Consider the following 20586-nt stretch of genomic DNA (forward strand, 5'->3'; position numbering starts at 1 on the left):
GGAGGCCGCCGAGCGCGAGCGGGAGCGCGCCGCTGCCGAGGCCCGCGCCGAGGCCGAGCGGCGCCGGGCGGCGGCCGAGCAGGAGGCCCGCCGACTCCGGGAGGAGGCCGAGCGTCGCCGCGCCGAGGAGCTCGCCCGGCAGGAGGCCGAGCGCGCACGCCGGGAGGAGCTGGCCCGCCGGCGCCGGCACCCGGCCGTGGCCGCGGAGCGCTGGCTGGCCGTCGGGACGGCGGTCGCCCACCGTCGTCGCGCCGAGGCCGAGCGCGTGGCCGCCGCCGCGGCGGAGGCCCTGCGCGCCCACCAGGCGCGGGAGACCCGCGCCCTCATGCTCGCCGCCCGGGAGCTGGACGGGCCGGAGCTGGTCCCCGCCCCGGATCGTCGTCCCGCGCTGTCCTCCCCCGAGGAGGACCTCGACGACGCCGCCCTGCTGGCCCGCGCCCGGCAGGTGCTGCCCGAGTGGCGACGCCGCGAGCGCCTGGCCACCAAGGCCGCGGCCGTGCAGGCCATGTCCGCGGGCGTGCGGCCGTCGGCGGGCCCCGCGGCCCCCGCGTTCCCCCTGGTGCCCGGCTACACACCGCCGTCCGGGCCGGCCGAGGAGGCCGGGCGCGCGACGGGCCCGGACCGCCTGGCCCAGCTCGGCGTGACGGCCGCGTTCGCCCTGTTCGTGCTGGCCGGCGCCTGGGGCCTGGGCCTGGCCGGTCTCGTGCCCGGCCTGGAGGCCCTCGACGCCGGCTCCTACCGCGCCGCCCACGACGGTCGGTACCGGGCGGACGCCACCGTGCTCTCCCTCTTCTTCCTGCACCCGGCGGTGTGGCCCGCGCTATGGGCGCTGCTGGGGCTGTACACGCTCCACCAGTGGGCGCCGCGGCAGGGTGCGGCCACCCGGCAGCGGGCCACCCGGTGGCCGGTGGCCGCCGCGCTCGTCCTGACAGCCGCGTGGTTCCCCCTCGCCGTCCTGGTGCCGTGGGGCCTGGACTGCGTGGTGTGGCTGGCCGCCCTCGCGCTGATGGTGGTGGTGCTGCGCCGGCTGACGGCCGCGCCGGCCCGCACCGGCGCGGCGCGGTTCTGCACCGACGGCGCCCTCGGGACGCTCACCGGCGTGCTGCTGGCGGCCGCCCCCACCACCGTGGCCGCCGCGCTCGTGGGCGTCGGGGCGGCCCTGCCGTGGCTGCCGACGGCGCTGTTGGGCACGCTCGCGGTGTGGGCCGTCCTGCTGGGCGGCTTCCGCCTGGCGCTCGAGGACCGCGGCCGCGCGGGTCTCGCCCTGGGGATGTCCTGGACCCTGCTGTGCCTGGCCCTGCCGCGTCTGCTGCCGGCCCCCGTGGGCTCGCACACGAGCGCGGCGGTGGGACTGTCCGCGGCGTTCGGCGCGCTGGGACTGCTGCTGGCGGTGCTGCTCCGTCGCACGTGGGTGCGCGAGCTGGAGGAGGATGCGGCCGGCCCCCGGCGGGCCGCCTGAGGTCCGTCCTGCGTCAGCGGCCGGTCGGCACCGGCAGCCAGCGGCCACCCTCACGCCGCAGCACGTCCAGCCGGCCCGTGGTGGCGACGCCGCCCACCGCCTCCGCCATGCGCGCACCCACCGCGGCGGCCTCCTCGTCCTCGGCGCAGCGGTGGGACGCAGGGACGGTGAAGCGCAGCACGATCCTCGGCACGCGGGCGACGACCTCCACGTCCTTCGCCGCGACCTCGTGGGTGGCCCCGACGGCGGCCTCGGCCGCGTCCATCACGTCCTCCGGACGATGGCCGGGCAGGACGTCGCCGATCTGCAGGCGCGCACGGAAGGAGGGCATGCGCACCAGCGTAGGCGGGCGGCGGCGTCGGCGGCGTGACGAGGGCGAGGTGCGCGGTGAGCGGAGCGGCGACCACCGGACGTGCCCCCGGCGGGTTTCTCCGGTAGAACAGTGGGCATGAGCGTGCGCACCCCCGACCCGAATCCGGGCTGGCTGTCCGAGGAGGACCTCTACGAGGCCCGCCGGCGGCTCCCCATGGTCTACGTGGAGGCCATTCCGGTGCGGCTCGACGCCCTGGGCTACGTCTCCGAGATCGGCCTGCTGTACGTGGCGGACGAGACGGGGCAGTTCCAGCGCACGTTCGTGTCCGGGCGCGTGATGTACCGGGAGACCATCCGGGCGGCGCTGATGCGCCACCTCGAGAAGGACCTCGGGCCGCTCGCGTTCCCGCAGCTGCCGCCGTCGATCGTGCCGTGCGCCGTGGCGGAGTACTTCCCGGCCCCGTCCGAGACGGGGCTGACGGACGAGCGGCAGCACGCCGTGTCCCTCGTCTACGTTGTCCCGGTGACGGGCGAGTGCGAGCCGCGCCAGGACGCGCTCGAGCTGACGTGGCTGACGCCGGAGGAGGCCCTGCGCGAGGACGTCCAAGCGGAGTTCATCGGAGGCCGCGGCAACCTGGTGCGCCAGGCCCTGGCCCACGTGGGATGGGGACGCTGACATGACACCGATCTCGGGCGGGTACCTCCGCCATCTCAAGGCCCAGGACGTGCAGCCGGGCGACTCCTTCCTCACGCGCCGCGGCGAGCCCGCCCCGGCCGTGGCCTCCACGCGGGTGGTGCGGGACGACTTCGGCACGCCCGCCCTCGTGATCGCCACGCTGCAGGGCGGGCGCGAGGTGCGGATCGCGCACGGCTCCGTGATCCGCGTGCGCACGGATCGCCCGGAGGAGGTGAAGGCCGCCGCGGACACGTCCTTCTCCCCCGTGGACGCCGGCTCGTCCGAGGCCCGCGTGGTGGCCGTGGGCCAGCGCCACCTCGACGACGTGGAGCTCACCGCCACCGCCGCGCGACTGTCCCACGGGCTGAACCTGCGCTCCGGGTCCCAGCTGGAGGATGTGTTCGGCATGGCCGAGCGCATGTACCTGCTGCACGAGGACACCGAGGGCACGCTCTCCACTCTCGGCCTGCTGACCAATCTGCCGTGGGACGGGGCCGTGGGCCGCTGGAAGTCCATCCAGGCCGCGCTCGGGCTGGCGGCCCTGATCCTGCGCGAGGAGGGCGACCACATCACGGCCGCGAACCTCGGGGCCCGGCTCAAGGAGGCGGACGAGGTGCCCTCCGAGCCCGGCCGCGCCGCCCGCGTGCTCGAGGTGCGCCAGCGCCAGCTCGACGCCCCGCAGCTGTACGAGCGGGAGATCTCCAAGGCCCTGCAGACCCGCGACCAGGAGGCCGAGTACCGCTGGCGCCGCGCCCGCTTCGCGCAGCTGCTGTACCTGCGCGGCCGTGGCGGGTCCCAGACCCTGACCGACGCCGACCTCGACTCGCGGATCGCCCGCGAGCTGGGGACGCTGCGGCAGCTGGCGAAGGATCTCGACGCGAAGGCCGCCCGCGCCTGACCCCGGCGGCGCCCCCGAAGCGCTTTCGCTGACGCAACACGCGACGCCGCGGACGGCGATCCACGGCTCCCCAGGCTTTACTCTGGCGCGATGACCAGCTCCACCCCCGCCCGCCCCGGCGACGACGCCGCCCCGCGCCCCTTCCTGCTCGTCCAGACCCGACCCGAGGGCGACGCCGCGGCCGCCGAGGAGGAGTCCGTCCGCCGGCTCGGCGGCTACCCCGGGGACCGGCTGCGCGTGATGCGCCTGGACCGCCGCGTCGTGGCGGTCGGCGCGGACCGGTCGGTCGACGACGCCACGGACGGCGCCGCGGCCCTGGCCGGGGCGGAGCTCGGCGACGACGTCGAGGCGGAGGCGGCGTCCGGCGTCGTGGATTGGAATGCGGAGCTGGCGGACGTGGCCGGGGTGATCCTCCCGGGCAGCCCGTTCACGGGATCGGACCCGGAGGAGTCGAAGTCGGACCTGCAGCGCGCCGTGGAGGCCGAGCTGGGCCGGCTGATGGCCCTCGTGATCGAGCGGCAGACCCCCTTTCTGGGCTGCTGCTACGGCGTGGGGACGCTGGGGCGGGCGGCGGGCGGCGTCGTCGACACCACGTACCGGGAGCTGCCCGGGCCCATCCCCGTGACCCTCACCGAGGCGGGTGCCGCCGACCCGCTGCTGAAGGGCATGCCCGGCGAGTTCACCGCGTACGTGGGGCACAAGGAGGCCGTGCGCGAACTGCCGCCCGGCGCGGTGCTGCTGGCCACGGGCCGCGCCTGCCCCGTGCAGATGTTCCGGGTGGGCGAGCACCTGTACGCCACCCAGTTCCACCCCGAGCTGGATCAGGCCGGGCTGCTCCAGCGCCTGGAGATCTACGCGGACCACGGCTACTTCTCCGCGGACGAGGCCGATGCCATGTTCGCCGCCATCCGCTCGGCCGCGACCCCGTTCGCCCCGCTGATCCTGGAGAACTTCTGCCGCGTGTACGGGTGAGGGCTGGCTCTACATTGGACCCATGAGTCCTCCCTCGGCGCTGCTCTCTTCCTTCCGAGCGTGGCTCCCCGCCATGCGGCCTGAACTCGACCCGGACGACACCGTGGCCACGGTGGAGACCCTGCTCCACCTCAAAGCCGACTACCTGGGCTCCCCGTCCCCGACCCGCTGGACGGAGCCGCTGGTCCGCACCCTCCTCACCGAGGTGCACCCCCGCAAGACCATCGCGGCCCGCGAGGAACGCATGCTCCTCGTCCCCCAGTTCGCCGCCTTCTGCGACTTCCTGATCGTGGAACGGCTGTGGGACAGCTCCTCGTTGCGCCCCGCAGAGCTGCGCCGGGCGCTGGCGGACCTGGAGTTCGACGTCGTGGAGGCCGCCGACGACGGCTCCCGCCGCTCCGCCGGCGGCAACATCCTGCAGTACGGCCTGGGGCACGGGATGGACCTGTCCTCGCAGGAGGACGTCGCCGCTCTCATGGACTGGCACAACAGCCTCACCCAGGCTGAGCGGATCGAGCTCACGGACACCGGTCGGTTGAGCGCGCCGCCGTCGCGCCCCCTGCCGATCCCGGGCCGGGGTGGGACGGACGCGGAGCCCTTCGGGGCCCGGCACGGCGGCGTCGCGCCGGGCATGCCCTGGTTCCTGCCACCGCTGCGGCCACTCGACTGGGATGCGACCGAGGAGGCGCAGCGGAAGGCGGCGGCGGAGCGTGCGGCGAAGGAGCTGCCGTTCACCCGGGCTGCGCGGGCGCTGCTCTCGAAGGTCGCGGACGGCCCGGTCCAGGTGACGGACACGCAGGCTCTGCGGCGGAAGGACGTCATCGACGTGCTGACCGCGCTGGAACGGCCCGCGGGGGTGCGCAGCATGTGGGACGACCCCCTGCTGGAGGCCGCGTGGACAGCGCTGCTGTTCGCCGGAGCGGTGGTGGTCGACGGGCGGCGTGCCCGGCTCGGCTCCCCCACCGACCTGGAGGACATGGACGACGTCTACCAGCTCGTCCTCTTCGGCGTCTCCGCGTGGCTGGTCGGCCGCGGTGAGGTGACGCATCCGGAGGTCGGCCCCGACGCGGTGGCCGCCCTGATCGCCGGCCTCCAGCACGATTCGCTGACCCTGCCGAGCTTCGACGCAGCCCTCGAGCGGTTCCCCGCCTCGAGGCACCCGGGTGGCGGCACCCGGCCGGAGCTGCGGGACTTCTTCCACGTCTGGGAGGCGTTGAACCGTCTGCACCACGCCGGGCTCCTGGAGGCGGAGATCGGTGCGACCCCCCATGACGAGTCGACCTACTTCTGCACCGAGACGGTGGTCTTCGCGGCGGTCACCGCGTCGAACAGCCTCCACCGCGGCGCCGAGGGCTGAGGCGGGGGCCGCCGCCGCCCGGTTAGAGTCAGCCCCATCACCCCCGCCGTGCGAAGACAGGTCCCATGAACGACGCCCCTCTCGTCCAGCTCGCCAACGCCTACGCGCGTGACATCCGCCTCGCCTCCGCCACCGGGGTCTCCGCCGAGCCGGAGGCCCAGCTGACGGTGCCCGTCTCGGAGTTCCTCCGCGCGTTCGCCACCGCCGTCGGCCTGGGAGATCTCAGCCTGCTCCGTGAGGCCCAGCTGGAGGGGGTCCGTCCGGACTTCGCCGCTCTGATCGACGGCCGCCCCTGCGGATGGGCAGAGCTCAAGGCGCCCGGCCATACGGTGCTCGGGGAGAAGTGGCGTGGCCGGGAGAAGGGCCAGTGGGACCTGCTCTCCCAGCTGGACGCGCTCCTCGTCTCGAACGGCGACGACATCGCCCTCTACGTGTCCGGTGCCCACGTGGACACGGCGTCGCTGCCCATCGACGGCGCCGCAGGCTGGGACGCGGATCGCCTGCGCACCGTCCTGGAGCAGTTCACCCTGGCCCAGCCCCGGCCGATCACCCGGGTGAGCCAGTTGGCCGACCGCCTGGCCCCGCTCGCCCGCTTCCTGCGTGAACGCCTCGCGGAGGGCCTGGAGCACCGGCACGCCGCCGTCCTCGAAGCGAAGACGGCCTGGGATCACACCGTCCACCAGACGACGACGGACGAGCAGTTCGCCGGCGACGTCGCCCAGGTCGTCGCGTACTCCATGGCGATCGCCGGGCTGTCCGGCCAGGCGGACCGCAACGCGGACGGCGTCGTGACGCTGGAGGAGGCCAAGCATGCCCTGGAGACGGCGCACCGCAACGTGCTGGCGGCGTCGCTCGGTCCGATCCTGGGCATTCCCGCTCTCATGGAGTTCATCGGCCCCCACGTGGGCGCGATCATGCGGCTGGTCTCCAGCATGGATGTGGCCGCGATCGAGCGGTCCACGGACTCCCGCGGTGAGCCGTGGCTGTGGTTCTACGAGGACTTCCTCCAGCGCTACGATCCGGCGGCCCGCAACCGGGCGGGCGTCTACTACACGCCGCTGAGCGTCGTCGCGTGCCAGGTGCGCGTGGTGGACGCCCTGCTGCGGGAGAAGTTCGGCCAGGCGCTCGGCTTCGGGGCACCGTCCGTGGTGACGCTCGATCCGGCCACCGGCTCAGGGACGTATCCCTTGGCCATCATCGACCGCGCCGAGGCGACGGCCCGGGAGGAACGCGGTCCGGCGGGGGTGGCCCAGGTGGCCAAGAACCTCACGAAGAACCTGCTGGCCTTCGAACTGCTCCCCGGACCGTACTCGGTGGCGCACCTGCGGATCGGCCAGCGGCTCGCGGAGGCCCAGGGGCAGGCCTTTCAGGCGGAGGAAATCGGCGTCTACCTCACGGACACGCTCGAGGACCCGGCCGCGGGCATGCCCACGGGACTGTTCGGTGACGCGCGGGTGCTGGCCGAGGCCGCGGAGGCGGCGCGCCGGATCAAGCGGGACCGGAGGATCACGGTGGCGATCGGCAACCCGCCGTATGACCGGGTGACGTCCGGCACCGGGGGCTGGGTGGAGCACGGCGACGGCGATGCCGCCCTGTTCGACGACGTGATCGGGCCCGCCCAGGAGCAGGGAGTGATCTTCTCCGCCCAGGCCTCGCTTTACAACCTGTACGTGTATTTCTGGCGGTGGGCCATCTGGAAGGCGTTCCAGCAGGACCCCGGGGACCAGGCGATCATCTCCTTCATCACGGCGTCCTCGTGGTTGACCGGCCCGGCCTTTGTGGGCCTGCGCGATCTGGCCCGTCGGACGGCCAGTGAGATCTGGGTGATGGACCTTGGCGGCGAGGGCCGCGGGGCACGCCAGGAGGAGAACGTCTTCGACATCCAGACCCCGGTGGCAATCGTGACCTTGGTGCGCACCGGCAAGGCCGCCCGGGAAGCGTCCGTGTACTACCGGCGCTTCCGGGGCACGCGCGCGGAGAAGTTCGCGGCCCTGGACGAGGTGGCCCGGTTGGATCCCAGCGACGCCCTGTGGGAGCGCCTGCCCGGTGGGGCGGGCGACCCCTTGGCGCCGGCCAGCGGCGGGGAGGACTGGGCGGCCATGCCCGCCCTGGCGGACCTCTTCCCCTGGCAGCAGCCGGGGATCAAGTACAACCGCGCCTGGCCCGTGGCCCCGGATCAGGACACTCTGCGACGGCGGTGGCGCGAGCTGTTGGCCGACCCGTCCGCGGACGCCCGTGCGGAGAAGTATGTGACGGGCCACTCTGGGCGCACCATCCACACCGCCGTGAGCGGCCTGACCCCCTTGGCGGCGCTGCCCGCCGACGCTGAGCACCGGCCGATCACACGGGTGGCGTGGCGCTCCTTCGACCGTCAGTGGACCTTCGACGACCCCCGGCTGGCGAAGACGGACAGCCCCGCCCTCTGGCAAGCGCTGTCGGACCGACAGGTGCTCCTCATCTCCCCTAGGACAGCCCGCATCAGCGGTGGCCCCGCCGTGACCGTGGCGACGGCGGTGCCGGATCTGCACTACTACAACAACCGTGGCGGCAAGGACGTCATCCCGCTCTACCGGGATGCTGAGGCCACTCAGCCCAACGTCACCGGCGAGCTGCTCCCGCTGCTGGGGGAGCGCTACGGCCGGGAGGTCACACCGGAGGACCTGGCCGCCTACGTCATGGGCATCGCCGGCCATGACGCCTACGTCCAGCGGTTCGACGAAGCCCTGGAGGGCAGCTCCGTCCGCGTGCCGCTGACTGCCGACCCTGACCTGTTCACCCGTGCCGTGAAGCTGGGTGAACGTCTGTTGTGGCTGCAGACCTACGGGGAGCGGTTCACTGGTGTAGGCCGTCCCGCCGGCCGCGTACCCCGCATTCCTGGCCTGGGTTGGGAAGCCCCCGTGACGGCCTTGCCTGCCTCCCCACGGGCCGTGTCCTACGACCCTGCAACCCAGCGACTAAAGGTGGGGGACGGCGTCGTCACCGGCGTGAGCCCGGAGGTCAGGGCCTTCGCCGTGTCCGGCATGAACATCCTGGACAAGTGGCTCGGTGCCAGGACGGCCACCGGCATCGGCCGCGCCGCCGGCAAGGCAGCCACCCCGCTGGACCGTATCCGCCCCACTGAGTGGGCAGACGAGTGGAACGACGAGCTGCTCGATCTGCTCCGAGTGCTGACCGAGACCGTGTCACTGGGCGGTGACCAGGCAGACCTCTTGGACGAGATCCTCGCCGGAGACCTGATCCCGGCGAACGAACTCCCCGAACCGACCCCGGCCGAACGGAAGGTTCCCAAGACGATCAAGCGGGACCCCGGTTCCGAGCAGCGTGGGATGTTCTGAACGCCGGAGACGACGGAGGGGCGAGACCTATGCGCATCTGTTACCTGGACGAGTCGGAACAGCAACAGGACGGGGTCTACTACATCGGAGCCCTCGTGGTCACCGCTGAGCAGATTCGCTCCATCGACCGGGACCTCGATGCTCTGCATGCCCGACTCCGCGAGGCGCACCCGGGCTCGGTCCCGGCCGGTCTTGAGTTCCACGGTCATGCCATATTCCAGGGAAAGGAGGGCTGGGCGGAACTGAAACCGGGCGTACGGGCGTGGGCGAGCCAGAAAGCGGTGGAACTCATCTGCCGTCACTCACCGTGGTTCGGCCTGCAAGGAGTAGACGTCGACGGACTCCGTCGACGCCGCGGCTGGGAGGCCGCAGAACCTCACGTCGTTGCCTCCAGTCATCTCCTCAACCGCGTCCACCGGCGCAGTCGGTTGGTCTCTGAAGGACTCCTAGTCATCGCCGACGACCACCACCTCCGCGAAGACAGCAGGACCGCGTACCACCGGATGCGTTCGAGAGCCGTGCAAGGGCTGAGCGATGGAAAACTTCACCACCTGTTGGACACGATGTACTTCGGCCCGTCCAACCGCAGTCGCTTGCTGCAGGCCGTGGATATGCTCACCTACTTCGAGCAGCGGAGGCGCCACGTCCAGGAGGATCACCGGGAGGCGGCGCGTCGCATGAAGAACATCGGTGCCTCACTCGATTCGGTACTCGAGCATTCGTACGTATGGCGGCCCTGACCCAAAGACACACGAAGCCCCCGCACTGAGGCGGGGGCTCGGTTGGACGGAAGACGCCTTACGGCGCGTCCCGTATTGACTATCGTACGCCTCCCGCCACTCCAGGGACAGTGCCCGTCCGTCTCCATGACTACCCTGAACCTATGCCCTCCCCCGAGTCGCCCTCGTCCCCATCCCAGCAGGCCCCCGCGCATCCCTCGCAGTTCGGCTTCGAGGTGACGCACCGGCTGGAGACCGGCGGTGCGGACGGCACCCCGCTCGGGCGCACCGGCGTGATCACCACGCCGCACGGGCGGATCCAGACGCCGGCGTTCATCCCCGTCGCGACGCAGGCCTCGGTGAAGGCCGTGCTGCCCGAATCCATGGCGGAGCTCGGCGCACAGGCGCTGCTGGCCAACGCGTATCACCTGTACCTGCAGCCCGGCGACGACCTCCTGGACGAGGCCGGCGGCCTCGGTGCGTTCATGAACTGGCCGGGCCCCACCTTCACGGACTCCGGCGGCTTCCAGGTGATGAGTCTCGGCTCGGGATTCAAGAAGGTCATCGACATGAAGGGCCCCGGCGCGCCCGAGGGGCAGGGCGCCGACGACGCCGTCGCCCCCGGCAAGGAGCGCCTGGCCAACGTCGACGACGACGGCGTCTGGTTCAAGTCCCACCTCACCGGGGACCGGCACCGGTTCACCCCCGAGGTGTCCGTGGGCATCCAGCACAACCTCGGCGCGGACATCATGTTCGCCTTCGACGAGCTGACCACCCTGCACAACTCCCGCGGCTACCAGGAGGAGGCGCTCGAGCGCACCCGCCGCTGGGCCCAGCGCTGCCTCGACGAGCATGCCCGCCTCACCGGGGTCCGCGCGGCGCGGCCGTACCAGGCGCTGTTCGGCGTGATCCAGGGGGCCCAGTACGAGGACCTGCGCCGCAAGGCCTGCCGCGACCTCGCGGCGATGCGGGCCGAGTTCCCGGCCGCGGGGGAGCTCGACGGCGTGACGACCGGCTTCGACGGCTACGGCGTCGGCGGGGCCCTGGAGAAGGAGAACCTCGGGACCATCGTGGGCTGGTGCGCGCAGGAGCTGCCCGAGGACAAGCCGCGCCACCTGCTGGGCATCTCCGAGCCCGACGACCTGTTCACCGCCGTCGAGAACGGCGCCGACACCTTCGACTGCGTCTCCCCCACCCGGGTGGCCCGCACCGGCGCGTTCTACACCCGCGACGGGCGCTACAACCTGCCCGGGGCGAAGTACCGCCGTGACTTCGGCCCGCTGGACCCCGAGTGCGACTGCTATACGTGCGCCCACTACTCCCGCGCGTACCTGCGGCACCTGTTCAAGGCGAAGGAGATGGTGGCGCACACGCTCGTCTCCATCCACAACGAGCGGTTCACGGTCTCGCTCGTGGACCGGATCCGTGCGGCCATGCAGGACGGCACGCTCGCGGAGCTCAAGGCCGAGACCCTCGGCCGGTACTACGCACCGAAGGGGTGAGGCGAGGTGGCGGTGGCGGTGGCCCCCTCGCGCTCACTCTCGCCCGCGAACCAGAGAGCAACGCCCACCCCTTCGCGCGAACCAGTGCGTAGCGCCCACCCCTTCGCGCGAACCAGTGAGTAGCGCCCGAAATTCACCCCCGGAGTGGGCCATTCTCACTGGGTCGCGGTGACGAACGGCGGTGGCGGCGGCTGTGCCGGCCGGCTGCCGGTTCGGCCTCAGCGCGGGACTCCGGACGCGTCCGCCCGGGCCCGCAGTGCCACCGTCGGTCCTGCACAGGGCTCCGCCCCACCCAGAACGTCCCCATCCTGTGGCCCGCCGCCCCGCCTGAGCCCCTGACTGCCTCACTCTGGGCGGCATGGCAGTCGCCTCGAACACGTCAGCCGATCTCGACCACACCGACCTCGACCACCCCGACCTCGACCTCCGCCTCGACCCCGACCACACCGGCCCCCCGTCCCTGCCGCCGATCTTCTCCGTGCCGGAGGCCCTCGCCCACGGCCTGACCCGGAAGCAGCTGCGAGGGAAGGCGTTCGTCGTCGTCGGTCATGGACTGCGCTGCCGCGCGGACGCGACCCCCACATACGCCGATCTCGTTCGCGCACACCAGCGGGCGTGCCCGCATTCCGTGGCCACGCATACGACGGCGGCGCGCCTGTGGAGAATGTGGCTGCCGCCGGAGTGGGAGACGGAGCTCGTGCACCTGAGCCGGAGTCGGGTCCACGGCGGCGCCCCGACCCGGTCCGGCGTGGTCGGCCACGAGCGCTCCGAGCGCACGGGGGTGGTGCACCGGGCCGGGATCGCTGTCGCCACGCCGGTGGCGACGCTCGTCGCCCTGGCGGCCGCGGGGCTCGGGGCGGACGACCTGGTCGCGGCCGGGGACAGCCTGATGCAGTCCGCGGACGGCCCCGCCGCCGAGCGCGATCCCGGGACGCATCCGCGATACACGCGGGAGGTGCTCGCGGAGCGACTTGCCCTGGCGGCCGGCCTGCGCGGCGGGCGCCGGGCGAGGGAGGCGTTCGAGCACATGCGCCCCGGCGTCGACTCCCGTCCCGAGACCCTCGTGCGGCTCGCCCTGGTGCACGCCGGGTTCCCCGAGCCCGCGGTCAACCCCCGGGTGGAGTTGGCCGACGGCTCACACCCCCGAGTGGACCTCCTGTGGGCCGAGCCGCGGATCTGCGTCCAGTACGAGGGCGACCACCACCGCACTGACCTCGCCCAGTGGCGGCGCGACATCGAACGCGACCGCCGCATGCAGGCCGAGGGGTGGCTCGTCATCCGGGTGGCGGCGTCCTTCTTCACGACGCGCGGGAGGCAGGACTTCCTCGCAGACGTCGCCTCGGCCTTCGCGCAGCGGGGCGTGCCGGTGTGAGGTCATGACGCTGCGCGGTGCCCGGCCCACCGATCCGCGCGAACCAGTGAGTAGCGCCCCCAACGGCACGTAACCCGGGCCTTACCCACTGGTTCGCGGAGGGGAAGGGAGGGAGGCCCGGCTGTCCCCTCCCGCATCGCCTCACCTCACCGGCACCGCTCAGCCCTCCCGCAGCTCGTTCTTACGGATCTTGCCGGTGGCCGTGCGCGGCATCTCCTCGACCGGCACGAACCGGTCCGGGACCTTGAACCCGGCCAGGCGCTCCCGGCAGTGGGCGCGCAGTTCCTCCTCGTCCGGCCGCTCCGCACCGGAGCGGTACACCACGTAGGCCACGGGACGCTCGCCCCAGCGCTCGTCGGCCACGGCCACCACGGCGACGTCGGTCACCGCAGGGTGCGCCGAGATCACGCCCTCCACCTCGATCGAGGAGATGTTCTCCCCGCCGGAGATGATGATGTCCTTGGCACGGTCCCGCAGCTGGACGTACCCGTCCGGGTGCAGCACGCCGAGATCCCCGGAGTGGAACCAGCCGCCACGGAAGGCCTCCTCGGTGGCCTCGGGGTTCTTGAAGTACCCGAGCATGACGCCCTCGCCGCGCATCACCACCTCGCCCATGGTCGTGCCGTCCGCCGGCACCGGGTCCATGTCCGGGTCCACCACGGCCACCTCGCCCACGAGCGGCATGGCCACGCCCTGGCGCGCCATCACCTGGGCGCGCTCGAGGCGAGACATGCCGGCCCAGTCGGGCTGCGGCTCGCAGATGGTGAAGGGGCCGTGGGTCTCGGTGAGCCCGTAGACGTGCACCGGCGTGATGTTCAGCCCCTCGAGCGCGGCGATCACCGACGGCGGCGGCGCGGCCCCGGCGGCGGCCATGCGGATCTCCCGGTCCACGGGGTGGGCCTGCTCGGCCTCGATGAGCATGGCGGCCACGATCGGCGCGCCGCACAGATGGGTGACGCCCTCGTGGTCCAGCGCGTGCCACAGCGGCTCCTGCCGCACGGCGCGCAGGCACACGTGCGTGCCCGCGACGGCGGTGACCGCCCACGGCCGCGTCCAGCCGTTGCAGTGGAACATCGGCAGCGTCCAGAGGTACCGGGTGGCGCCCGTGAACCGCTGCGTGAGGACGTTGGCCAGGGCCGTCTGGTGCGCGCTGCGGTGCGAGTACCGCACGCCCTTGGGCCGGCCGGTGGTGCCGGAGGTGTAGTTCAGGGTGATCGGGGCGTCCTCGCCATCCACCGTCCACGGCAGGTCGGGCCCGTCCGCGCCCTCGGCGACGAGCGCCTCGTAGGTGAGCCGTCCGTCGTCGGGCAGGGCGTGGCCCGCCTGCTCGTCCACCACCTCGGCGACCGCGGCGCCGGTGCCGATCCGCTCGAGGACGCCGCGCACCTCCACGGCGACGTCCCCGTCAGCGAGCACCACGCGGGCCTCGGAGTGCTCGAGGATGTACTCCAGCTCGCGCGGGGTCAGGCGCGGGTTGAGGGCGCACAGGACACCTCCGGCCAGCGGCACGGCGAAGTGGGCGGCCAGCATGGCGGGCACGTTCGGCAGGATCGCGGCGACGGTCTGACCCGGCTCGATCCGGGCCGTGAGCGCCCGCGCCAGCGACTGGACGTGGGCGGCGAACGCGGCGTAGTCCCAGCGCAGGGAACCGTAGACCACCGCCTCCCGCTCCCCGAAGACGGCGGCCGCGCGGCCCAGGAAGGCCAGCGGGGTCAGGGGGCGGGCGCCGGCGGAGGCCGGTGCATCCAGGGGCGCGGCGGCTGTGCTCTGCGTCACGGTCATGCCCCCATCCTGGTCCAAGGTCCGCATCCCTGTCACGCCCGCCGGGGCGCGGGTCCCGTCATGTGCTGCCCGCGCGGACGACGACGGCGCCCCTCCCCGCGGGAGGGGGCACCGTCGTCATGGGGGTCGGGCCGGCCCGTGCGGGGCCGGGGCGGGTCAGGCGAAGGCGCCCTTGCCGGTGATGTCGCGGCCCACGATCAGGGCCTGAACGGTCTCGGTGCCCTCGTAGGTGTGGATCGCCTCGAGGTCGGCGAAGTGCTTGCCCACCTCGTTCTGGATCAGGATGCCGTTGCCGCCCAGCAGGTCGCGGGCGTTGGCAGCGATCGAGCGGGCGGTGCGGGTGGCCGAGTACTTGGCCAGGGAGGCCTGCGGGCCGGTGAGGCGGCCGGCGTCCTCGAGCTGGGCGGCACGGAGCACCAGCAGCTGGACCTGGGTCAGCTCGGAGAGCATGCGGGCCAGGCGCTCCTGGACGATCTGCGACTCAGCCAGCGGGCGCCCGAACTGCACGCGCTGATTCGCGTACTGCACGGCGGCCTCGTAGCAGCCGACCGCATGGCCCACGGCGGACCAGGCGACGCCCAGGCGAGTGGCGAACAGCACCGCGGCGGTGCTCTTGAAGGAGGTCGCCTCCGGCAGGACGTCCGCCTCCGGGACGAACACGCCGTCAAAGGTGATGAGGGCCTGGTGGATCGCGCGGAGCGCCATCTTGCCGCGGATGACCTCGGCGCTGTAGCCCTCGGCATCCTGCTGGACGATGAAGCCCTTGACCTGACCGTCCTCGGTGGAGCGGGCCCAGGTGACGGTGATGCCGCCGGCGGCGCCGTTGCCGATCCACTTCTTGTGGCCGTCGATCCGCCAGCCGCCGTCCACGGGCGTCGCAGTGGTCTGCAGGGAGACGGAGTCGGAGCCGTGGGTGGGCTCGGTCAGCGCGAATGCGCCGAACAGCTGGCCTGCGGCCATCGCGGGCAGGTACTTCTGCTTCTGCTCCGCGGAGCCGCACATCTGGATGGAGCGCATGGCCAGGCCGCCCTGAACGCCGACGATCGTGGCGAGGGAGCCGTCCACGCGAGACAGCTCCATGGAGGCCAGGCCCGAGGCCAGGCGGGACGGGGTCGCGCGGCCGTCGATCTCGACGCCGTCGCGCAGCAGGTCGGCCTCGGCCAACCCGGCGATGAGCTGGGTCGGGTACTCGCCCTTGTCCCACGCGTCCTGCAGGGTCTTCTGCACCTCGGGCGTGAGGAAGGCCCGGGCGGCCTTCTGTAGGGCGAGGTCCTCCTCGGAGAGGTCGGCGAAGACGGCGTAGGCGTCCGTGTCCAGGGGACCGGTGACGTCGTAGGCGGGCTCGGCGGTGGGCAGCTGCTCGGTCATGGTGGCCTCCGGGTCGCGGCGGGAGAAGGGTCGTGACCCACGCTACACGAGCGCTGACACCGCGTCTCACCTCTGCCACACCCCGTCTCACCCCGCCTCGGCGGCGTGACACCATGACCGGCATGACTCCCGCCGAGGACACGCTCACCGCGCTCATCCATCTGCTGGACCAGGAGGGCTACGACGCCGTCACCGTGGACCAGCTCGCCCGTGAGGCGGGGATGAGCCGGGCGTCCTTCTTCCGTCACGTGGGCGGCAAGGAGGAGGTGGTCTTCGCCGACCACGCGGCCCTGCTGGACCGGCTGGACGCGTTCCTGCGCGGCACGGCGCTGTCCGTGGACGAGGCGCTTGCCGAGGCCGTGGTCCAGGTCTTCCGGCACCACGTGCAGGACCCGGCCCGCGCCCGCGCCCGCGCCCGGCTGCTGCGGGGCTCCCAGGCCCTGCGTACGCGCGAGCTGCTCACCTCGCACCGCTACGAGGTCCTCTTCTCCACCTGGCTCGCCGGCACCCTCCCGGACGCCCCCGAGCGGGGCGGGGTGGCCGCGGGCCTGGCGGCCGCCGTCGTCGCCGTCCACAACCGGGCGCTGCGCGCGTGGCTGCGCACCCCCGACGACGACGCCGAGGCCGCCCTGCGCGCCGAGGTCACCACGGTGGTCACCCGGCTCACCCACGCCCCCGGCGAGGCGGAGCAGACGCTCGCGGCGGTGCGGCGCCTGCTCGCCTGACCGGCGCTCAGGCGCGGCCGGCCACCTGGGCGTTCTCCGCGCCGAAGGCCGGCGGGTAGCGGAACTCGCCGGAGGGGGTCCGGGCGCCCTCCTGCAGCACGAGGACCTGGAGCGCTTCGGGCTGCGTCGCGAAGGACGCGGTGATCCCGGCCTCGGCGGCGGGGCGGAAGCCGAAGCGCGAGTAGTACTCGGGCCAGCCGTAGACCACCACGACCCTCTCGCCGTCCTCGCGCGCGGCCTGCAGCAGGCTCTCCACGATCGCGGTGCCGGCGCCCTGGCCCTGGTGCTCGGGGAGCACGGCGTGCGGGGCGAGGGCGAGTACGGGATCGGTGTCCACGTGGGCGCGCACCAGCAGGCCGTGGCCCTCAGGATCGGAGTGCAGGTCGGTGCCGGGCACCGCGCCGATCATGACCACGTGGGAGTACTGGGGCAGCCACCCCTCGCCGCCGGCGGCGAGCTCCTCCACCAGGTCCGCCTCCGCGGATGATCCGAAGGCCAGCTCCGAGAGCACGCGGATCGCGCGGCGGTCCCCCGGGTCGGCGTGGTCGGCCGTGCGGGTGGCCCACCGCGGGCCGAGGTCCTGCCCGGACGGGATGGACGGGGTGGGGGTGGTCTGATGCGCGGCGCTCATGGCCCCACGCTAGTCCCGGATGTGACGCGGATGACAGGGGCCGCTGTCAGTCGACCTGGAGCTCGCCCATCGGGCCGAAGCCCTCGGCGCCGATCTGCTCGGAGATGATCTGCGGGGTGCTCGCCAGCAGCGGGCGCATCGCGTCGATGCCCTCCTGGAAGTGCGGGGACTCCACGTGGGCCTTCGCCCCCTCCTCCGTGAAGCCCTCGAGCAGGAAGTACTCGTTCTCCCCGCCCTCGACCGGCCGGTACCACTCGAAGAACAGGTTGCCCTCCTCGGACCGGACGTCCGCGGTGTACTGCGCGACGGCGTCCATCCACTGGTCGGCGAGCTCGGGCTTCACGGTGAACTTCAGGTTGATGAGGATCATGCGGCCATGCTCGCACCGCGTCCGCCGCGCCGTCCCGCCCTGACGCGCTGTGCGATCAGCCACAGCGCCACCACGACGGCGGCCAGCACCACGACGACGAGCACCGGCAGGAACAGGGCGGCGGCGGTGAGGGCGAGCGCCGAGGCGTCCTCCGCCGTCGAGAGCACAGGCGCCGCCGCGCCGACGGTGACGGTGTTCGCGGCAGCGCGCGTCCCGGCCTTGGCCAGGTGCACCACGAGGGCGAGGACCGCGCCGATCGCGATGGGCACCCACACCTGGGAGCTGAGCAGGGTGTCCGGGTCCTGCACCGTGACCGTCTCCGCGCCCACGCCGGAGGCGAAGGTGATGCCGCCGGCCGCCGGCCGGACCAGGGTCTGGAGGACGTCGTTGGCGGAGTCCACGGCCGGGATCTTGTCCGCCACCACCTCGACGACCAGCAGCACTCCGAGGATCCACAGGGACACGTCCGAGGACAGCCAGGACCACGCCGCCGGCAGCTCCACCACCGGGGTGAACCGGTCCAGCAGGCCCAGGGCCAGCAGGGGGATGAAGGCGTTGAGCCCGGCCGAGGTGGCCAGGCCCGTGCCGGTGAGGATCTCGAGCATGGGCCTATCACTACCATGTCCGACATGACCACCGCGCAGACCACCCCCGCACTCGCCCTCACCGTGGCCGGCTCCGAGGCCACCGGCGGCGCCGGCGCCCAGGCGGACCTCAAGACGTTCCAGGAGCTGGGCGTCTTCGGGATCGTCGCCCTGACCTGCATCGTCTCCTTCGACCCGGCGGCCGGCTGGGACCATCGGTTCTTCGCGGTCCCCCAGGACGTCCAGCGGGCCCAGCTCGAGGCGGTCCTGGGCGACTACCCGGACGCGCTGCGCACCGTGAAGCTGGGCATGCAGGGCTCCCCGGAGACCATCCGCACGACGGCCGAGGCCCTGCGCGGCCACACGTGGGACCACGTGGTCCTGGACCCGGTGCTGATCTGCAAGGGCCAAGAGCCCGGCCACGCCCTCGACACGGATCAGGCCCTCACGGCCGAGCTGCTCCCCCTGGCCACGTTCACCACCCCCAACCACTTCGAGACCGAGCAGCTCTCCGGCATGACGGTGCGCACCGCGGAGGACCTGATCGCCGCGGCGCGGCGGATCCACGAGATCTCCGGCGCCGCCGTGCTCGCCAAGGGCGGCATGCACCTCGAGGGCCCCGACGCCGTCGACGTGTTCGTGGACGGGGACACCGTGGAGGTGCTCTCCGAGCCGAAGATCGGCGAGGCCGGTGTCTCCGGCGCCGGCTGCTCGCTGGCCGCCGCCGTGACCGCCGAGCTGGCCAAGGGCGCCACGCCGCTCGAGGCGGCGCGCCGGGCCAAGGAGTTCGTGACCGCCGGCATCCGCCAGTCCGTGTCCGGGCAGACCCCGTTCGCCGCGCTGTGGCAGGGCGGGCTGCGGGCGTGAGCGACGTCCGCACCGCCCCCGCCCCCTGCCCGAGGCCCTGCGCCTGGACGAGGAGCTGACGCAGGACCTCCACGAGGAGTACGTCCACCTGCACCGGAGCCCAGAGCTGTCCATGCAGGAGCACGGGACGGCCGCGTGGGTCGAGGCACGCCTCGACGAGCTGGGGATCGAGCACGAGCGGGTGGGCGGGACCGGCGTCGTCGGCATCCTGCGCCACCCGGACGCCACGGACGGACCCGTGATCGCGTATCGGGCGGACACTGACGCCCTGCCGATGAAGGAGGACTCCGGGGTCGAGTACGAGTCCACCGCGCGCGGCACACTGCCCGACGGCACCGACGTCCCCGCCATGCACGCCTGCGGGCACGACTCGCACGTGGCCATGGCGGTCACCGCGGCCCGCGTGCTGGCGCGGAACCCCGAGACGTGGCACGGCACGGTCGTCTTCGTCTTCCAGCCCGGCGAGGAGACGGCGGCCGGGGCCAGGGCCATGCTGGACGACGGCCTCTGGGACCGCGCCCCCCGACCGGTCGCCGTGATCGCGCAGCACGTGAGGCCCGCCCCCGCCGGGGTGATCGCCTACGCGCACGGGGACGCGATGTGTCTGGCCGACTCCTTCAGAGTGACCTTCCGCGGCAAGGGCGCCCACGGGTCCATGCCCGAGCGCGCGATCGATCCCATCCTCCTCGCCTCGCACGCCGTGACCCGTCTGCAGGGGATCGTCTCCCGGGAGATCGCGCCGGCGGACAAGGCCGTGGTGACAGTCGGGGCCTTCCACGCCGGGATGAAGGAGAACATCATCCCGGACTCCGCCGAGATCGCTCTCAACGTCCGCACCCCCACCCCGGAGGTGCGGGACACGGCGGCGGCGGCGATCAGGCGCATCCTGCACGCCGAGGCCCAGGCGTCGGGTGCCCCGGAGCCGGAGATCAAGCGGTACAACTCCTTCCCCCGGACCCACAACGACGAGGGCACGACGAGGCAGGTCATGGCCGCGATCGGGGCGGAGCTGGGCGAGGACCGCATCGTGGAGGTGCCCCAGATGATGGGGTCCGAGGACGTGGGTGCCCTGGCGGACGCCATCGACGTCCCCCTGGTCTCCTGGTTCCTGGGCGGATTCGCTGCGACCGACCCCGCGGAGAACCCCGCGAACCACACCCCGCAGTTCGCCCCGCTCATCGAGCCCACGCTCACCACCGGCGTGCGGGCCGCCCTCGCCGGCCTGCTGCACCTCGTGGGCCGGTGACCCGACGGTTCCCCTCCCTCCCTCCCTCCAGCTATGGGGGCGTTTTGCGTCGGCATGGAGCGTCCATGCCGACGCAAAACGCCCCCGAAGGCTGTGGTGGGTCAGAGTCGGGCCCGTGGGACCATGGCGCCATGACGACGTCCCTCTTCCCGACCGCCCCGCTCACCCGCTCCCAGGAGAGGGCGCTGCGACTGAGGCCCTCCGCCCTGGCTCTCGGGGGCCGCGTCTACGGCCCCGTCATGGCGGCCGCGCTGGCCGCCGCCGCCCTGCCCGACCCGAACGCCGGATCCCGCGTCCGCCGGGACCGGGTGCAGCGCGTGGCCGCCGCCGTGTCCGGGGTCTACGGCGCCGCCGAGGCCGGGGCCGCCGTGCGCTGCGCGCGGCTCGCGGCGCGCCGCCCGAGATCGGAAG

Annotated in this window: 17 protein-coding genes and 2 pseudogenes; 13 read left to right on the forward strand and 6 right to left on the reverse strand. The window is 73.1% G+C overall.

All coding sequences use genetic code 11. The features are described from left to right. Positions 1 to 1459 (forward strand): annotated as a pseudogene (locus MA879_RS11050) (hypothetical protein); the annotation flags it as partial. A 13-nt stretch (positions 1460 to 1472) separates the two neighbouring features. On the opposite strand, the gene MA879_RS11055 reads toward MA879_RS11050, so the two are convergent. Further along, positions 1473 to 1790: a hypothetical protein gene (locus MA879_RS11055; protein WP_248126386.1), complete on the reverse strand. Its 318-nt coding sequence runs from the start codon at positions 1788 to 1790 to the stop codon at positions 1473 to 1475. Positions 1791 to 1907: 117 nt separating this feature from the next. Between MA879_RS11055 and MA879_RS11060 the strand changes: the two genes are divergently transcribed. The 8 genes from MA879_RS11060 to MA879_RS11095 all read left to right on the forward strand — a co-directional run bounded on the left by MA879_RS11060 (position 1908) and on the right by MA879_RS11095 (position 12602). Continuing rightward, positions 1908 to 2447, forward strand: a complete 540-nt coding sequence (locus tag MA879_RS11060; RefSeq protein ID WP_248126387.1) for an NUDIX hydrolase family protein — start codon at positions 1908 to 1910, stop codon at positions 2445 to 2447. Position 2448: 1 nt separating this feature from the next. Continuing rightward, complete coding sequence (locus tag MA879_RS11065) at positions 2449 to 3345, forward strand: DUF6707 family protein (RefSeq protein ID WP_248126389.1); 897 nt, start codon at positions 2449 to 2451, stop codon at positions 3343 to 3345. 90 nt (positions 3346 to 3435) lie between these two features. Next, a complete protein-coding gene (locus MA879_RS11070; RefSeq protein WP_248126393.1) occupies positions 3436 to 4317 on the forward strand; it encodes a glutamine amidotransferase in 882 nt (293 codons plus the stop codon). A 22-nt stretch (positions 4318 to 4339) separates the two neighbouring features. Further along, entirely contained in the window at positions 4340 to 5674 is a 1335-nt protein-coding gene (locus MA879_RS11075) for a hypothetical protein (RefSeq protein ID WP_248126395.1), read from the forward strand. Between the two features lie 65 nt (positions 5675 to 5739). After that, positions 5740 to 9009, forward strand: a complete 3270-nt coding sequence (locus tag MA879_RS11080; protein ID WP_248126398.1) for a type ISP restriction/modification enzyme — start codon at positions 5740 to 5742, stop codon at positions 9007 to 9009. A 29-nt stretch (positions 9010 to 9038) separates the two neighbouring features. After that, positions 9039 to 9749 carry a DUF3800 domain-containing protein gene (locus MA879_RS11085; protein WP_248126400.1) on the forward strand — a complete coding sequence of 237 codons (711 nt, stop codon included), beginning with the start codon at positions 9039 to 9041 and terminating at the stop codon, positions 9747 to 9749. Between the two features lie 143 nt (positions 9750 to 9892). Further along, a complete protein-coding gene (gene tgt, locus MA879_RS11090; protein ID WP_248126403.1) occupies positions 9893 to 11230 on the forward strand; it encodes a tRNA guanosine(34) transglycosylase Tgt in 1338 nt (445 codons plus the stop codon). A 358-nt stretch (positions 11231 to 11588) separates the two neighbouring features. Next, complete coding sequence (locus MA879_RS11095) at positions 11589 to 12602, forward strand: endonuclease domain-containing protein (RefSeq protein ID WP_248126406.1); 1014 nt, start codon at positions 11589 to 11591, stop codon at positions 12600 to 12602. A 159-nt stretch (positions 12603 to 12761) separates the two neighbouring features. Here MA879_RS11095 and MA879_RS11100 read toward each other — a convergent pair whose 3' ends face one another. Next, the gene (locus MA879_RS11100) at positions 12762 to 14384 is read right to left on the reverse strand and encodes an AMP-binding protein (protein ID WP_248126408.1); all 1623 of its coding nucleotides are present in this window, start codon (positions 14382 to 14384) and stop codon (positions 12762 to 12764) included. Between the two features lie 156 nt (positions 14385 to 14540). Further along, positions 14541 to 15752 (reverse strand): acyl-CoA dehydrogenase family protein, encoded by a 1212-nt coding sequence (locus tag MA879_RS11105; protein ID WP_248126410.1) that lies wholly within the window; start codon positions 15750 to 15752, stop codon positions 14541 to 14543. A gap of 122 nt (positions 15753 to 15874) precedes the next feature. On the opposite strand from MA879_RS11105, the gene MA879_RS11110 reads away from it, so the two are divergent. Then, complete coding sequence (locus tag MA879_RS11110; protein WP_248126412.1) at positions 15875 to 16477, forward strand: TetR/AcrR family transcriptional regulator; 603 nt, start codon at positions 15875 to 15877, stop codon at positions 16475 to 16477. A 7-nt stretch (positions 16478 to 16484) separates the two neighbouring features. Here the strand turns inward: MA879_RS11110 and MA879_RS11115 are convergent, their stop codons facing one another. Genes MA879_RS11115 through MA879_RS11125 form a run of 3 tightly spaced genes read right to left on the reverse strand, consistent with a single transcriptional unit; the run spans position 16485 to position 18083 of the window. After that, positions 16485 to 17108: a GNAT family N-acetyltransferase gene (locus MA879_RS11115; protein ID WP_248126414.1), complete on the reverse strand. Its 624-nt coding sequence runs from the start codon at positions 17106 to 17108 to the stop codon at positions 16485 to 16487. A 46-nt stretch (positions 17109 to 17154) separates the two neighbouring features. Further along, entirely contained in the window at positions 17155 to 17478 is a 324-nt protein-coding gene (locus MA879_RS11120; RefSeq protein ID WP_248126417.1) for a putative quinol monooxygenase, read from the reverse strand. Further along, entirely contained in the window at positions 17475 to 18083 is a 609-nt protein-coding gene (locus tag MA879_RS11125) for a DUF4126 domain-containing protein (protein WP_248126419.1), read from the reverse strand. Before MA879_RS11125 ends, MA879_RS11120 begins: the two co-directional genes overlap by 4 nt. A 24-nt stretch (positions 18084 to 18107) precedes the next feature. Here MA879_RS11125 and MA879_RS11130 point away from each other — a divergent pair, with 24 nt between their 5' ends. The 3 genes and pseudogenes from MA879_RS11130 to MA879_RS11140 form a co-directional block, all read left to right on the forward strand. Beyond that, positions 18108 to 18929: a hydroxymethylpyrimidine/phosphomethylpyrimidine kinase gene (locus MA879_RS11130; RefSeq protein WP_248126422.1), complete on the forward strand. Its 822-nt coding sequence runs from the start codon at positions 18108 to 18110 to the stop codon at positions 18927 to 18929. A 55-nt stretch (positions 18930 to 18984) separates the two neighbouring features. Then, positions 18985 to 20175: an amidohydrolase gene (locus tag MA879_RS11135; protein ID WP_335342056.1), complete on the forward strand. Its 1191-nt coding sequence runs from the start codon at positions 18985 to 18987 to the stop codon at positions 20173 to 20175. Between the two features lie 131 nt (positions 20176 to 20306). Beyond that, a pseudogene (locus tag MA879_RS11140) lies at positions 20307 to 20586 on the forward strand (hypothetical protein); the annotation flags it as partial.

The organism is Micrococcus lacusdianchii (assembly GCF_023155805.1).
In the GTDB taxonomy this organism is placed as follows: Bacteria; Actinomycetota; Actinomycetes; order Actinomycetales; family Micrococcaceae; genus Micrococcus; species Micrococcus lacusdianchii.